General features: G+C 67.2%; 13 protein-coding genes. 10 read left to right on the top strand and 3 right to left on the bottom strand.

What is annotated here, in order from left to right; all coding sequences use genetic code 11:
- Positions 1 to 218: 218 nt before the first annotated feature.
- Positions 219 to 1,559 carry an MFS transporter gene (locus ACIGHN_RS08185; RefSeq protein WP_056418988.1) on the bottom strand — a complete coding sequence of 447 codons (1,341 nt, stop codon included), beginning with the start codon at positions 1,557 to 1,559 and terminating at the stop codon, positions 219 to 221.
- Positions 1,560 to 1,809: 250 nt separating this feature from the next.
- On the opposite strand from ACIGHN_RS08185, the gene cyoA reads away from it, so the two are divergent.
- From cyoA to ACIGHN_RS08150, 7 genes are all read left to right on the top strand, one after another.
- Positions 1,810 to 2,874, top strand: a complete 1,065-nt coding sequence (gene cyoA / locus ACIGHN_RS08180; RefSeq protein ID WP_056418991.1) for a ubiquinol oxidase subunit II — start codon at positions 1,810 to 1,812, stop codon at positions 2,872 to 2,874.
- 93 nt (positions 2,875 to 2,967) lie between these two features.
- Entirely contained in the window at positions 2,968 to 4,908 is a 1,941-nt protein-coding gene (gene cyoB, locus ACIGHN_RS08175; RefSeq protein ID WP_396504137.1) for a cytochrome o ubiquinol oxidase subunit I, read from the top strand.
- Positions 4,901 to 5,545, top strand: a complete 645-nt coding sequence (gene cyoC / locus ACIGHN_RS08170) for a cytochrome o ubiquinol oxidase subunit III (RefSeq protein ID WP_396503978.1) — start codon at positions 4,901 to 4,903, stop codon at positions 5,543 to 5,545. The genes cyoB and cyoC overlap by 8 nt, the downstream gene beginning before the upstream one ends.
- Positions 5,546 to 5,992 (top strand): cytochrome o ubiquinol oxidase subunit IV, encoded by a 447-nt coding sequence (gene cyoD / locus ACIGHN_RS08165; protein ID WP_056419000.1) that lies wholly within the window; start codon positions 5,546 to 5,548, stop codon positions 5,990 to 5,992.
- Positions 5,989 to 6,873 (top strand): SURF1 family protein, encoded by an 885-nt coding sequence (locus tag ACIGHN_RS08160; RefSeq protein ID WP_396503977.1) that lies wholly within the window; start codon positions 5,989 to 5,991, stop codon positions 6,871 to 6,873. The genes cyoD and ACIGHN_RS08160 overlap by 4 nt, the downstream gene beginning before the upstream one ends.
- A gap of 12 nt (positions 6,874 to 6,885) precedes the next feature.
- The gene (locus ACIGHN_RS08155; protein WP_056419001.1) at positions 6,886 to 8,235 is read left to right on the top strand and encodes an ATP-binding protein; all 1,350 of its coding nucleotides are present in this window, start codon (positions 6,886 to 6,888) and stop codon (positions 8,233 to 8,235) included.
- A gap of 170 nt (positions 8,236 to 8,405) precedes the next feature.
- Complete coding sequence (locus ACIGHN_RS08150; protein WP_235504072.1) at positions 8,406 to 9,008, top strand: response regulator transcription factor; 603 nt, start codon at positions 8,406 to 8,408, stop codon at positions 9,006 to 9,008.
- A gap of 115 nt (positions 9,009 to 9,123) precedes the next feature.
- Here ACIGHN_RS08150 and ACIGHN_RS08145 read toward each other — a convergent pair whose 3' ends face one another.
- Together ACIGHN_RS08145 and ACIGHN_RS08140 are read right to left on the bottom strand one after the other, a co-directional pair.
- Positions 9,124 to 10,200, bottom strand: a complete 1,077-nt coding sequence (locus ACIGHN_RS08145; protein ID WP_396503976.1) for a purine-nucleoside phosphorylase — start codon at positions 10,198 to 10,200, stop codon at positions 9,124 to 9,126.
- Positions 10,201 to 10,362: 162 nt separating this feature from the next.
- Positions 10,363 to 10,803 (bottom strand): ankyrin repeat domain-containing protein, encoded by a 441-nt coding sequence (locus ACIGHN_RS08140; RefSeq protein ID WP_396503975.1) that lies wholly within the window; start codon positions 10,801 to 10,803, stop codon positions 10,363 to 10,365.
- Between the two features lie 93 nt (positions 10,804 to 10,896).
- Here ACIGHN_RS08140 and ACIGHN_RS08135 point away from each other — a divergent pair, with 93 nt between their 5' ends.
- The 3 genes from ACIGHN_RS08135 (at position 10,897) to ACIGHN_RS08125 (ending at position 15,047) form a co-directional block, all read left to right on the top strand.
- Positions 10,897 to 11,577, top strand: a complete 681-nt coding sequence (locus tag ACIGHN_RS08135) for a TetR family transcriptional regulator (protein WP_396503974.1) — start codon at positions 10,897 to 10,899, stop codon at positions 11,575 to 11,577.
- Positions 11,578 to 11,784: 207 nt separating this feature from the next.
- A complete protein-coding gene (locus ACIGHN_RS08130; RefSeq protein ID WP_396503973.1) occupies positions 11,785 to 13,674 on the top strand; it encodes a hypothetical protein in 1,890 nt (629 codons plus the stop codon).
- Positions 13,674 to 15,047: an alpha/beta hydrolase family protein gene (locus ACIGHN_RS08125; protein ID WP_396503972.1), complete on the top strand. Its 1,374-nt coding sequence runs from the start codon at positions 13,674 to 13,676 to the stop codon at positions 15,045 to 15,047. Before ACIGHN_RS08130 ends, ACIGHN_RS08125 begins: the two co-directional genes overlap by 1 nt.
- Positions 15,048 to 15,131 lie beyond the last annotated feature (84 nt).

Below are 15,131 nucleotides of genomic sequence, written 5' to 3'. Positions count from 1 at the left end.
CCCGCGGCTTGATCGGACTACCGCTTGTCCTCTGCGTGCCACCCGTGCCAGCCGTGCCAGCGTACCGACTGCGGCGGCGCCATGGACCGCCGGACCACGCAAACCCATAGCGCCCCATGTCAAGCAAAAAACCCGGTGGCTGCACAGGCAGCCACCGGGTTTTTGTTGTGCATCAGGTGGGCAGAGCGCAGGTCGCGCACCACCTGCCCACAGGTCGCCTACCGATCCCGCCGCTCCATCCGGCGGTTCAGGTTCAGCGCCCCCAGCGTGCAGGCCACACCCGAGAGCAGGTACACCGTCAGGGCCAGCAGCCCGAACTGCGACGACAGGTACAAGGCCACCAGAGGCGCGAACGCGGCGCCGATGATCCAGGCCAGGTCGGCCGACAGCGCAGCGCCCGTGTAGCGGTACTGCGGCGAAAAGTTGGCCGTGACCGTGCCCGAAGCCTGGCCGTACGACAGGCCGAGCAGCACAAAGCCCAGCAGCAGGAACATGGTGCTGCCCACTTCGCCCGAGTTGAGCAGCACGGGCGCCATGAAGCTGAACACGCCGATCAGCACCGCCATGCCGCCCAGCAGCTTGCGGCGGCCCAGGTGGTCCGACAGCCAGCCCGACACCATGATGGCACCAGCGGCCAGGAAGGCCCCGACGATCTGCACGCCCAGGATCTGCGTCACGGGCTGGTCCGAGTACAGCGTGATCCACGACAGGGGAAACACGGTGACCAGGTGGAACAGCGCAAAACTGGCCAGTGCCGCAAACGCACCCAGCAGCACGTTGCTGCCCTCGTCGCGCATCACGCGGCTCACGGGCACGGGCTGCAATTCACGCTCTTGCAGCAGCTCGGCGTAAGACTGGCCCACCACCAGGCGCAGGCGGGCAAACAGCGCCACCACGTTGATGGCAAACGCCACGAAGAACGGATAGCGCCAGCCCCAGGCCAGGAATTCCTGCACCGAGAGGTTGCTGTACAGGTAAGTGAACAGGCCGGCCGCCAGCACGAACCCGAGCGGTGCGCCCAGCTGGCCGATCATGGCGTACCAGCCGCGGCGATCCTTGGGGGCCGACATCGCCAGCAGCGACGGCAGGCCGTCCCACGAACCGCCCAGCGCCAAGCCCTGGCCGATGCGCAGGATCAGCAGAGCGACGATGGCCACCACGCCGGCATCCTTGTAACCCGGCAAGAAGGCCATGCCGACGGTGCACACGCCCAACAGGAACAGGGCGATGGTGAGCTTGGTGCCACGCCCCCAGCGACGCTGGATGGCCATCGAGATGGCGGTGCCGATCGGGCGGACCACGAAGGCCACCGCCAGCAACGCAAACGCCATCAGGGTGCCGTCCAGGCGCGACAGGAAGGGGAACAGGAACGACGGGAAGACGAGAACGCAGGCGATCCCGAAAACGAAGAAGTCGAAATACTCGGACGAGCGTCCGATGATCACGCCCACAGCGATTTCGCTGGGGGTGACGTCCTCATGCGTATCAGCCCGCGAGAGAGAGGCGGCGCTTTCTTCAAAGCCGGCCGCAGGGAAAGTGGCAGTGGCGGGGCTGCTCATGAACAGGGCTCCTTCGTTGTGTGAATAAGACAGCCTTGTTCTACACCCAAGTTCGGCTGCCGACAAGTGCGGTTTCACTATGACGGATGCAGGACAAAGCCGTAACCATGTGCTTTTACACCAGTTTGGGGCAAAATTTTTTGACCTTGGACAAAATGTCCAATGTACAAAAAAGCTAGAGCTATTACATTCGACGGCACTCCGTTATCCGCGTTTACCCTTAAACAAACGCCCCGATTGCGCTCATCCCATGCCCAAAATCCCTCTGACCCGCGTGCCTGTCTGGCTCGCCGCGCTGGCTGCCGTGGGCAGCCTGGCCGGCTGCAGCAAGGCGGTCGTCCTCAACCCTGCCGGTGACATCGCCGCGCAGCAAGGCCACATGGTCATCCAGGCCACGCTGCTGATGCTGATCATCATCGTGCCGGTCATTGCGCTGACCCTGTGGTTCGCCTGGAAGTACCGGCACAACAATGCCGCCAACACCGAAGACGACTACGACCCCGACTGGCACCATTCCACCACGCTGGAGCTGGTCATCTGGACGGTGCCTCTGATCATCATCATCGCCCTGGGTGCGCTGACCTGGATCGGCACGCACAAGCTCGACCCCTACCGTCCGCTGGACCGCATCTCGTCGTCCAAGCCGCTTGATGCGCAATCGACGCCGCTGGAGGTGCAGGTGGTGGCCATGGACTGGAAGTGGCTGTTCTTCTACCCTGAACTGGGCATTGCCACGGTGAACGAACTGGCAGCGCCGGTGGACCGCCCCATCCTCTTCAAGCTCACCGCCACGTCCACGATGAACGCGTTCTACGTGCCTGATCTGGCGGGCATGATCTACGCGATGCCCGGCATGCAGACCGAGCTGAACGCCGTGATCAACCAGCCCGGCGTGTACAAGGGCATGTCCTCGCACTACAGCGGTTCGGGCTTCTCGGGCATGACGTTCAAGTTCCATGGCCTGAGCCAGGGCGACTTCGACCAGTGGGTTGCCAAGAACAAGTCCGAAGGCAAGCCGCTCACGCGCCAGACCTACCTGGACCTGGTCAAGCCCAGCGAGCGCGACCCCGTGCAGCGCTTCGCCAGCGTGGAAGACGGCCTGTACGACAAGGTGCTGAACCGCTGCGTCGAGGACGGCAAGATGTGCATGCACCACATGATGTCCATCGACGAGCGCGGTGGCGAGGCCTTCATGAAGGCCCAGGGCCTGAACCTGCCCCAGGACGTCTGCACCGTGGGCAACGCCGCCCAGGTGGTGGCCGCCCTCGAAGCGCGCCACGCCGCGGTCTACGACCGCACCCTCTCCCGCCAATGATCCGCGCATAAGAGACCGACGAACATGTCCACCTCACCCGTTGTAACCGAACCGCACTGGGCCCTGGGCCGAATCACCTGGGACTCCGTGCCCATGGCGCACGAGCCCATCGTGCTGTGGACCTTCATCGCCACCATGCTGGGCGGCCTGGCCGTGATGGCCGGCATCACCAAATTCCGGCTCTGGGGCCCGCTCTGGCGCGACTGGATCTGCAGCATCGACCACAAGCGCATCGGCATCATGTACATGATCCTGGGCCTGGTGATGCTGCTGCGCGGCTTTGCCGACGCCGTGATGATGCGCCTGCAGCAGGCAATGGCCTTCGGCGACAACCTGGGCTACCTGCCACCGCACCACTACGACCAGATCTTCACGGCCCACGGCGTGATCATGATCTTCTTCGTGGCGATGCCGCTGGTCACGGGCCTGATGAACTACCTGGTGCCGCTGCAGATCGGCGCGCGCGACGTGTCGTTCCCGTTCCTGAACAACTTCAGCTTCTGGATGACCACGGCCGGTGCCGTGCTGGTCATGGTGTCGCTGTTCCTGGGCGAGTTCTCCACCGCCGGCTGGCTGGCACTGTCCAACCTGGGGGCGCAGAACCCGGGGGTGGGGCTGGACTACTACATCTGGGCGCTGCAGATCGCGGGGGTGGGCACGACGCTGTCGGGCATCAACCTGATCGTCACCATCATCAAGATGCGCGCCCCCGGCATGAACCTGATGCGCATGCCCGTCTTCACCTGGACGGCCCTGTGCACCAACGCGCTGATCGTGGCGTCGTTCCCCGTGCTGACGGCAGCCCTGGTGCTGATGTCGCTCGACCGCTATGCGGGCACCAACTTCTTCACGAACGATCTGGGCGGCAACCCCATGCTCTACGTGAACCTGATCTGGATCTGGGGCCACCCCGAGGTCTACATCCTGATCCTGCCCTGCTTCGGCATCTTCTCCGAAGTGGTGGCCACGTTCTGCAAGAAGCGCCTGTTCGGCTACACCTCCATGGTGTACGCCACGGTCGTGATCACCATCCTGTCGTACCTGGTGTGGCTGCACCACTTCTTCACGATGGGCTCGGGCGCCAGCGTGAACACCTTCTTCGGCATCACGACGATGATCATCTCGATCCCGACGGGCGCGAAGATCTTCAACTGGCTGTTCACCATGTACAAGGGCCGCATCCGCTTCGAGCTGCCCATGATGTGGACCGTGGCCTTCATGGTGACGTTCGCCATCGGCGGCATGACCGGCGTGCTGCTGGCCGTGCCACCGGCCGACTTCGTGCTGCACAACAGCCTGTTCCTGATCGCCCACTTCCACAACGTGATCATCGGCGGCGTGCTGTTCGGCCTGTTCGCCGGCATCAACTACTGGTACCCCAAGGCCTTCGGCTACAAGCTCGACCGCACCTGGGGCCTGCGCTCCTTCTGGCTGTGGGTGGTGGGCTTCTGGGTGGCCTTCGGCCCGCTGTACGTGCTGGGCCTGATGGGCGTCACGCGCCGTGCCAACCACTTCGAGGACGCATCCCTGCAGCCCTACTTCGTGGTGGCCGCCTTCGGCGCTGCGATGATCGCCGCCGGCATCGCCTGCTTCCTGATCCAGATCGTGGTCAGCTACCTCAAGCGCGAAGAGCTGCGCGACGTGACCGGCGACCCCTGGGATGCCCGCACGCTGGAGTGGGCCACGTCCTCGCCCCCGCCCAACTACAACTTCGCCTTCACGCCCGTGGTGCATGAGATCGATGCCTGGTGGGACATGAAGAAGCACGGCTACCAGCGCCCTTTGAGCGGCTACGCGCCCATCCACATGCCGGCCAACACCGGCTCGGGTGCGGTGATCTCCGCACTGTCGCTGGTGCTGGGCTTCGCGTTGATCTGGCACATGTGGCTGCTGGCCGGCGCATCGGTCGCGGCCGTGATCCTGGTGGCCATCATCCACACGTTCAACTACAAGCGCGACTTCTACATACCCGCCTCTGAAGTGACGGAGACGGAACACCTTCGCACCCAACAACTGCGCGCCAGCCATGTCTGATATCCGTACCACCCCCGGCGCAGCAGGCGCCGCGACCGCAGCGCTCCCGCTGCGCCAGTACCACCCCGCGCACGAGCCGCATCCCGAAAACGGCACGGCCCTGGGCTTCTGGCTCTACCTGATGAGCGACTGCCTCATCTTCGCCGCCCTGTTCGCCACCTACGGCGTGCTGGGCCGCAGCTACGCGGCGGGCCCCACGGGCGCGCAGCTGTTCGACCTGACGCTGGTGGCCATCAACACGGCCTTCCTGCTGCTGTCGTCCATCACCTTCGGCTTTGCCATGCTGCGCAAGCAGGTCGGCGACGTCAAAGGCACGCTGCTGTGGCTGGCCGTCACGGGCTTCTTCGGCCTGTGCTTTCTGGGTCTGGAGCTGTATGAGTTCCACCACCTGATCCACCAGGGCGCCACGCCCCAGCGCAGCGCCTTCCTGTCGGCCTTCTTCACGCTGGTGGGCACCCACGGCCTGCACGTCACCTTCGGCCTGATCTGGCTGGTGGTGCTGATGGTGCAGATCGGCAAGCACGGCCTGATCCACGAGAACAAGCGCCGCCTGATGTGCCTGTCGATGTTCTGGCACTTCCTGGACGTGGTCTGGATCGGCGTCTTCACCTTTGTGTACCTGATGGGAGTGCTGTAAATGAGCGCACAACACACACACGCACAAGCAACTGCACACCCTGCGCACGGCGACCATGGCCACGGCCATGACGACCACCATGGCGATGTGGGCCCCCACAGCAGCCTGCGCGAATACGCGATCGGCTTCGTGCTGTCGGTCATCCTCACCGCCATCCCCTTCTGGCTGGTCATGGCCAAGGTGATCGCCGACCGCAACACCGCCGTGCTGGTGCTGGGCGCCTTCGCGGTGGTGCAGATCCTGGTGCACATGGTGTACTTCCTGCACATGAACGGCAAGGTCGAAGGCGGCTGGACGCTGCTGTCCACCATCTTCACCGTGGTGTTCGTCGCCATCGCGATCAGCGGAACCTTGTGGGTCATGTTCCACATGAACAGCAACATGATGCCCGACCACCCCACGCCCACGCCGCCCAAGCACGAGGCGACCGGGCACAACACGCCTTGACGACCGCCGCGCCGCCCGCCACCGCACGCCCCGCCGCCCACCGCGCGCTGCGCCGGGCCGTGCTGCTGGTGGTCGGCATCGCGCTGTTCGTCGGCTTTGTGTCCCTGGGGACGTGGCAGGTACAGCGGCGGGTGTGGAAGCTCGATCTCATCGAGCGCGTGGACCAGCGGGTCCATGCCGCACCGGTGCCCCTGCCCTCGGCAAGCGAATGGCCCGGCATCGACGCTGTGCGCCATGAGTACCTTCCGGTCACCGTCCGCGGCCAATGGCTGCCGGGCAAGACCGTGCTCACCCAGGCCGTGACGGCCTTGGGGTCGGGCTTCTGGGTCGTCAGCGCACTGCAGCAGGACGACGGCACCGCGGTGCTGGTGAACCGCGGTTTCATACCGCAAGAGCAGCGCGCCGAGTGGGCCCCGCCTGCCCCCGCGGCGCCGACCACAACCCCTCTTGCACCGCCCTCCCGCGTCACCGTGCAGGGCTTGATCCGCATGACCGAGCCCAAGGGCGGCTTCCTGCGCACCAACGACCCGGCACAGCAACGCTGGTTCTCCCGCGATGTGGCGGCCATTGCGCAGGCCCTGCAGTTGAACCACGCGGCACCCTTTTTCATCGATGCCGGCCTGCCCACCGCCGGCACGCGAGCGCTGACCGCCGAGGCCGTCGAGGTGGCAGGCGCCGCTGCAACGGCCAGCACCCCATGGCCCCGCGCAGGCATGACCACCATCCGCTTTCCGAACAGCCACCTGGTCTACGCCATCACCTGGTACGGCCTGGCCCTGATGGTCGTGGGCGCGGCCTGGCTGGTGGTGCGCTACGAGCGCCGTGCAGGCCTGAACGGCGGCGGCGCGGCCAACGCAGGCCCGGGCGGCACAGGCCGGTAGACTCCGCCCACCATGCCCCTGCAACGCATCGCGAAAAGCGGTGGACTCCTGCGCAGCAGCCCGCGCGCTGCCGATGCCGCCGCTGGCATCAAGAACCTGCAGCAGCTCATCCAGCTGCGCTGGATGGCCGTCATCGGCCAGATCTTCACCATCGAGGTGGCGCACCACAGCCTGCGGCTGAGCATTCCGCTGGTGCCGATGCTGCTGGTGGTGGCCTGCCTGGCCGTGTTCAACGTGGTCAGCCTGCTGCGGCTGCGCATGGGCGTGCAGGTGCGCAATGTGGAGGTGTTCCTCGCGCTGCTGGTGGACGTGGCCGTGCTCACCACCCAGCTGTACCTGAGCGGCGGCACCAGCAACCCGTTCGTCTTCTTGTACCTGCTGCAGATCGCCCTGGGCGCCATCCTGCTGCGCGGCGCCTACATCTGGACCATGGTGGCGATCACGGCCGTGTGCTTTGGCGCGCTGGCCACCTACCACCTGCCGCTGGAGCTGCCGCAGGACCTGCACCAGGGCCTGTCCAGCCTGTACGTCATCGGGCTGCTGGTGTGCTTCGTGCTCAACGCCACCCTGGTCGTGGTGTTCATCACCCGCATCAACCTGAACCTGCGCGAGCGCGACGCCCGCCTGGCCGCCGCGCGCCGCCGCCGCGTGGAAGAAGAACACATCGTGCGCATGGGCCTGCTGGCCTCCGGCGCCGCGCACGAGCTGGGCACGCCCCTGTCCACGCTGGCCGTGATCCTGGGCGACTGGCAGCACGACGCAGAACTCATGGCCGACCCGGTGCTGCGCGAAGACATCGACGAGATGCGCACCCAGGTGCAGCGCTGCAAGGGCATCGTCAGCGGCATCCTGCTGTCGGCCGGCGAGGCGCGCGGCGAGCATTCGGAGCAGACCACGGTGTGCAAGTTCGTGGACGCGCTGGCCGAAGAATGGCGCACCACGCGCTCCATCCCCGCGTTCTCGTACCGCAACGACTTCGGCGACGACACGCCCATGGTGTCGGACACCACGTTGAAGCAGATGGTTTTCAATGTGCTGGACAATGCACGGGACGCCTCGCCCCAGTGGGTGGAACTGCTCATCACCCGCGACGACGCAGCGGAAGCGCCCGCGCTGTGCATCACCGTCAACGACGCAGGCCCCGGCTTTGCACCCGGCATGCTGGACCACCTGGGCGAGCCCTACCAGTCCACCAAGCAGCGGCCGGGCAGTGGCCTCGGCCTGTACCTGGTGATGAACGTGGCCCGCACGCTCGGCGGCAGCGTAGCGGCCCGCAACCGCACGGCTGTGGGCGGCGCGCAGGTGAGCATCCGCCTGCCCCTGGCAGCCATCGCGCTGCCCAAGGCGCACCGCCCCGCCTGAGCGGCAAACACGCCTGCGGCCAGCAGCCACTGCGGCGCGGGAGGACAATGGCGGCTGCACCAGCCAACGCCTCCAGAGCCCGCCCAGACAAGACCGCAGAGACGCAGACAGACACCACAAAGAAACAAAGAAACAAAGAAAAGAGAGGAAGGACCACCCGGACCACCGCCATGGACACCAGCAGCCCCCGCAACACCCCCAGCGCCCCCGCCGCCCCACCCGGCGCCAACGCCCAGGCCGCCGACAAGCCCCTGCTGTTGATCGTGGAAGACGACGAGGCCTTTGCGCGCACGCTGGCCCGCTCCTTCGAGCGGCGCGGCTACCGCGTCCTGCAAGCCGCGAGCCTGCCCGAGGTCGAGGCGGTGCTGACCCAGCACACGCCGGGCTACGCCGTGGTGGACCTGAAGCTCAAGGGCGACGCCTCAGGCCTGGCCTGCGTGCAGAAGCTGCATGCCGCCAGCGCAGGCATGCTCATCGTCGTGCTCACCGGCTTTGCCAGCATCGCCACCGCCGTGGAGGCCGTGAAGCTGGGCGCCTGCCACTACTTGGCCAAGCCCTCGAACACCGACGACATCGAGGCCGCCTTCGGCTTGAAGGCGGGCGACACCGAGGTGGACGTGACCAACCGGTCCAGCTCGCTCAAGACGCTGGAGTGGGAGCGGATTCACGAAGTGCTGGCCGAGACGGGGTTCAATATCTCGGAGACGGCGCGGCGGTTGGGCATGCACCGCCGCACGCTGGCGCGCAAGCTGGAGAAGCAGCAGGTTAGCTGAACAAGACGTCTACAGTTTCCCAGTCCGTTCTGTCGCCGCGCCGGAACATTGATCAAGGGAGGCCGCGCAGTCATTGCCCGCCCTCCAAGCTGGTTGAGAACATACGGCACGGGCCTTACCGCGCCGGCACCCCACCCTGCCACTGCCCCCAATTCCGCACGATGTGGTCCACCACCCGCGTGCCCACCAGCGCGACGTTCTCCACTGTCTCGGCAAAGCCCCCTGCCGTCTCCCCCGGCGCAGGGTCCAGGTGCTGCAGCGTGGTCTCGTTCGGGTTGCCCTGGTCAAAATTGACCGCCCCGCGCAGGCTCATGACCCGGTCGGTGCCGTGGGTGCGCTTGACCACCAGGGCAATGGCGGCGGCCTCCATCTCGGTGATCACATAGTCATCCGCCCCATAGAGCTTGGCGATGTACTGGGCTTGCTTGGACATGCCGGGGCCGTGGAAGAACGTGTCGCCCGTCATGTGGGTGCCGCTGGTCACGGCGGGGCCGCGGCGGGCCGCTGCGTCGGGGTAGCGCAGGCGGTAGGTGCGGGCGCTGTCCGAGTCCTTGAGGGGCATGTCCACCGTGAGGTTCATGGCCCAGTCCACCAGCAGCGGGTTCAGCTGAAAGCGGCGGTATTCCTCGTAGCCCTTGCGCGGCATGAAGGTGGGGGCGCCGGGGGTGTTCTCTTCAGGCGCCCAGCGGTGGCCCAGGTCGTAGTCCACGAGCCAGGTGCCCCAGCTCACATCGGCGATGGTGCCGCGCTGCGGCGGTGTGCCGGCCACGCCGGAGATCACGTAGTACGACTGCGCGAAGTCGAACTTCGGGTTCAGCAGGATGGCCTGCATGGACGATGACGAGTTGACCTTGCCCATGCCCAGCACGGCACCGCAGACACCGTCGGTGTTGCAGTACACGGGGCCGAGGGCGCCGGGCACGGTGATGGGGGTGGCGTCTTTCCAATACCGCTCGTACCAGTGCTGGAACTCGCCCGCGCGGTCGCCGGTGTTCTTGCCGATCTCGAACATGGCGGCGACGAAGACCTTCACGCGGATGGGGGCGCTCCCCGCATGGGCGCCGGTGGTGGCAGACGAAGGGGGCGCGCTTGCGCAGCCTGCCAGGGTGGTGGCGGCCAGCACCGGCAGCAGCCAGCGCGTGGGCTGGAAAGAGGGGCGGGAGGAGAGCAAGAAAAGGGAGAAGGAGCGCATCGAAGACACCTTGGCAAGAAAAAAGAACGTTGCCGCGCCGGGTTCGGCACGCACATGGATGCTGCAAGCAAGCAATCAACAAAGCAGGCCACCCGGCAGCGCAAGAAATGCGCCATTGTGCGCCGCGATGCGACGGCATTGCCGTGCTGGTGCAGTGTGGGATCAGCGGGGCCGGTAGCGCTGGAGCAGGGCTGCGATCGCCTTGCCGTCTTCGTCCTGGCGGCGCTCTGCACGCATGCGGGCGGTGTGGCCCATCCAACCCGTGATGTCGGGGTCGGCACCATGGGCGAGCAGCAGTTCCACCATCTCGGGGTATCCGCGCCGCACCGCCAGGCACAGCGGGGTCTCGCCAATCGTGGGCTCGTCGTTGGCATTGACGACTGCGCCCTGCTGGATCAGCCACTCTGCCGCGCGGTAGTGGTCGCCCTCCACCGCGTAGTGCAGCGGGGTGCGGCCCAGGTCGTCGAAGGTGTGCAGCACATGGCCGTCTGCGGCCAGCAGGCGGCACATTTCGTCGCGGTTGCCTTCGGCGGCGGCGCGGTGCAGGCGTTCGCGCTCGAACCAGGCATCGTCGTCTTGGTCGTTGTGGTTCAGGTGGCCCATGGTGAAGCGTACCGGGTGAACGGGGGTGTGCTGGCACTCCATTGAGGGCAAGCCCTAATGCATGTGAATTAATTCAAATGCATTATCCACCCCATGAACTCTGTCCTTGTCTCGGCTGTTACCCATCTGCCAGCCCCATCCGCCACCGACCCGCAAGCCACCCGCACCCGCCTGATCGAAGAGGCCCTGCAACTCATGGCGCGCGAGGGGATGAATGCGGTGTCGCTGCGGCGCATCGTGATCGCGGCGGGGGCGCAGAACCCTTCGGCGCTGCATTACCACTTTGGTGGGCGCGATGAGCTGGTGGCGGCCATTGCCAGCTATCTGCAGCAGTGGCTGGAGCCCCGGGCCTGTGCGCGGCTGCAGGCCCTGGAGGGCCAGGCGCAGCCCTACACCGTGCGCGATGTGGTGGAGGCCGCCTTCGGCCCTGTGATCGCCATGCTGAGCGCGCCCGCGCTGGGGCGCGATGCGGTCAACTTCATCGGGCGGCTGGGGTGGGACTATGGCGAGAAGGGGCAGGAGATCTCGGCCGCCCTGCACCGCCGCACGCTGGAGCTGACGCTGGCGCGGCTGCAGGCGCTGATGCCCGCCGTGGGGCGCGAGACGATCCAGTTCCGCCTGCTGCTGACCATGAACGCCGTGTACTACGGCATCTCGTACCGCAGCTACATGCGGCGATCGCCCTTTGGTGCCATGGACCTGTCGATGCCCGGCAGCGAGGCGCGCGAGCACGAAGAATTCCTCGACTACCTGGTGGCGGGGTTGAGCGGCTAACAAAACCTCCCTGGCGCAGTTGCTCTGCCCTGCAGTACGGGCGGAACTGTCTGCGGCACAAGCGCCTGGCCAGAGAGGCTTTCTTCACCGCTTTGACCCCCCTGTGATGAACCACGCGTGTGCGTTGCCTGGGCAACGCACCTGCAGCGCCAGCCTGCGCCCATTTTTTTCTTGCCAGTTTCAACCGCCACCACGGAGACAACAACGATGACAAAGAACCAATGCAACAGCACCACCCCTGCCCGGCCCGGCATGCCCGCGCGCCGCACCCTGCTGGGCTTGGCCCTGGCCACCGCCCTCACCGCCCTCACCGCCTGCGGCGGTGGCGGTCAGGCGCTGGTGAATGGCGGTGTCACCACCACGGGTGATTTCACCATCAGCACGCACGAGCTGGCCAGCCGCGCCAAGGCGGCGCACACGCCCGGCACGGCAGGCGTCACGGTAGCGCCGGGCAGCAAGCTGGCCACGCAGTTCGGCGCGGCGGGGCCGGACCTCAACCGGGTGCGCTACACGCGCTACGGGCTGGCGGCCAATGCCGGCAAGCCGGTGGATGCGGTGCTGGTGGCCATGCCGGGCACGCTGGCCGCGTCGCACAGCTACCTGATCCTGGCCGAGAACCTGGTGCGCCGCATGTGGACCGACCACCAGGCGGTGGTGGAGGTGTGGGGCGTAGACCGCCGGTCCGTGGCGCTGCAGGACATGGAAGGCCTGCAGACAGCAGAGCGCGAGCGCGATGCGGCGCTGGGCCTGAATTTTCTCTACGGTGGCGAGCTAGGGCTGCCGCTGCCGGCCCAACTGGCGCGGCGCGCGGTGTTCCATGAAAGCCGCGAGATCCCCTTTCTCGCGGACTGGACGCCGCAGGTGCATTCGCTGGACCTGGACGCGGTGGTGACGCAGGCGCACACGGTGGCGCGCCATGGCAATGTCTTCTTGAGCGGGCATTCGGCGGGCACGGGCTTTGTGGCGCGCTATGCGGCCACAGACTTCAACCTCACGGGCACGGGGCCGGCGCAGCCGGGCTACGCCAAGCTCAAGGGGCTGGTGCTGTTCGAGGGGCCGGGCGGTGCGCTGGCCTCCAGCGCGCCCACGGCGGCGCAGCTCGATGCAGTGGTGCGCGCGGCCGATGGCGGGCTGTATGCAGCGGTGGCCTCGGGGGCCGAGCCTGGCTTTGTCTCGCGCCCCGGCCTCACGCCGCGCGTGAGCGCATCGACCGAGATCGCGGGCATGCAGATGGCCTTCGAGGGCACGATCAACGGCACGCAGGCCCTGCTGCAGGCAGACCAGGGGGGCGTGGCGGGCAACAACGTGTACAGCCGCGTGGCGGACTTCACCAAGCGCGACTTCCCGGTCACGGCGGGCGCGGCCATCGGCACCTTCATGGACGACGACAACCTGCAGCGCACGGTGTTCTATTCCGTGTCGATGGGCGCCCTGGGCCCGGCGCGCGCTGATGGCCTGCGCACTTGGCTGGACAATACCGACCCACTGCCACCCGCAGCGTTCCGCGACTTCGGCCCGCAGCCGGCCACGCTGGTGGCCAACCCACCCGCCTGGGGCAAGGAGGTCGAGCCCACCAACCTCCAACGCCTGTCGCGCGCGCTGTACCTGGGCAACACCACCTACAGCGACTGGTACTACCCCAGCTCAGGCCTGCTGCTCGCCAATGCCGAGGGCAGCGGAGGCGCCAACCTGGGGCTGGATACCAGCGCGCTGTCGCTGCCCGTGGCCCAGGGCGGACGCGGCCGTGCCGACATCGTGAACCAGACGCAGGCCAGGAAGATCGACATCCCCGTCATCGCCTTCGGCGGCACCAATGGCCTCACGCCCGTGGCCGGCATATGGCGCGGCTTTGCCGAGGCCATTGCGCCCTGCGCCGCAGCCAGTTGCAAGGCCGGCATGGCGCGCACGCCCGCCGGCCAGCCCACGCTGGTCGCCAACCGCCAGTACGGCGGGGTGGAGGGCGGCTTCGAGGTGCACATGAGCGAGGGCTATTCGCACGTGGACATCGTGACGGCCGACGACGATGCGACGAACAACGTGATCCGGCCGCTGGCGGCGTTCCTGCAGCGCAACGCGAGCGCCGGGGGTGCCAAGTGATGCGCAGCAGTTGCCTTGCCACCGCAGCGCTGCTGGCCCTGGGCAGCCTGGGCGCCACGGCCCATGCGGCAGAGCCCGCGCCGCTGGACTGCCTGGGCCCGGTGCAGCACGAAGCGCCCGCCCCCGGCTCGCCCGAATGGCAGCAGCGCGATGCCGACAACATGGCCTGCGCGCGCCAGCGCATCGATGACTTTGCGCAGCAGCCCGCCGCGCTGTTCACACCCGGCAAGACGCCCGCGCTCGACGCCTACCGCAACCCGGCCAGCCATGCCAACACACGCTTTCGGTACACCGAGGCGAGCACGCCCTCCGCATCGGGCAAGCCGATTGCGGTGGAGATCTACCGGCCCTGCGCTGCGGGCACCTGCACCGGCATGCCGGCCGGGCTCAAGACCTTCGAGCCGCCCTACCCTGCGGTGGTGATCGTGCACGGGGGCTACAGCTCCAAGCGGTTGCACCGCTCGGCCGCGCAGGTGCTGGCCGAGGCGGGCTACATGACGATTGCTTTGGAAACCACGGCCCCCATGGGCACGCACGGGCCCGATGCGCAAAGCGTGGTGGACTGGGTGTTTGCCACACCCAAGGCTCCGCTGGCGGGAGATGCCACACCATTCTTCCCGCACTGGGACCAGCTGGATGTGCGCATGGTGGGCATTGCCGGCCACTCGCAAGGCGGCAGCACGGCCAGCCTGATCGGCCAGGCGGACAAGCGCATCAGCGCCATCGTGGCCTGGGACAACCTCACGGCGCTCAAGACCGGCTGGGTCGACAAGATCGGCATGGACCCACCGGCCGACCTGGCCCTGCGCACGCCAGCACTGGGCCTGGGGGCGGACTACTACTTCAAGGTGGTGCCCACCACCGAACCGCCCGAGCCCGCCAAGGCCAACACCCAGGGCGGCCGGGGGCGGGGTGGCGAGCCCCACCCCAAGGACCCGGGCTACCAGGAACTCAAAAGCGCCGGGGTGGACACCATGCTGGTGGTGCTGCGCGCGGGCACGCACCTGGACTTCTCGCTCTTCGGCGGGCCGGCCAGCCGCTATGGCGAGAGTGTCGTCAACTACTACACCCTGGCCTGGTTCGACCGCTACCTGAAGGGCGCGCACGACCCGGCGCTGGCGGCCGATGCGTTCCGCCGCCTCACGGCCCCAACCTTCGACGACTCGGCCGACCGGCACAACATCAGCCAGGGGCTGTACGACAAAACGGTTGCGGGGGATTCGGTCCTGAAGGGCAACCGGCCCTACCTGGTGGGCGGCACGCCGGTGCGCGACCGGCTGTCGTTCTACTACCAGTCGCGCTGCGCGATCACCCAGCCGGGCCGCAGCGTGCGGGTGGCGTCGGAGGACATGCGGGCGACGGGCTGCCGGTGACCTGTGCGGCGGGCCCGCACCGCGGCAGGGGCTTGCGGTGCAGGGCCCGGCCGCCAGTCAAGGACAATGGCACCCCGCCCCGCC

It is taken from the genome of Acidovorax sp. NPDC077693 (genome assembly GCF_044542805.1).
Classification (GTDB): domain Bacteria; phylum Pseudomonadota; class Gammaproteobacteria; order Burkholderiales; family Burkholderiaceae_C; genus Acidovorax.
This window is presented reverse-complemented; position numbering and strand designations above follow the sequence as displayed.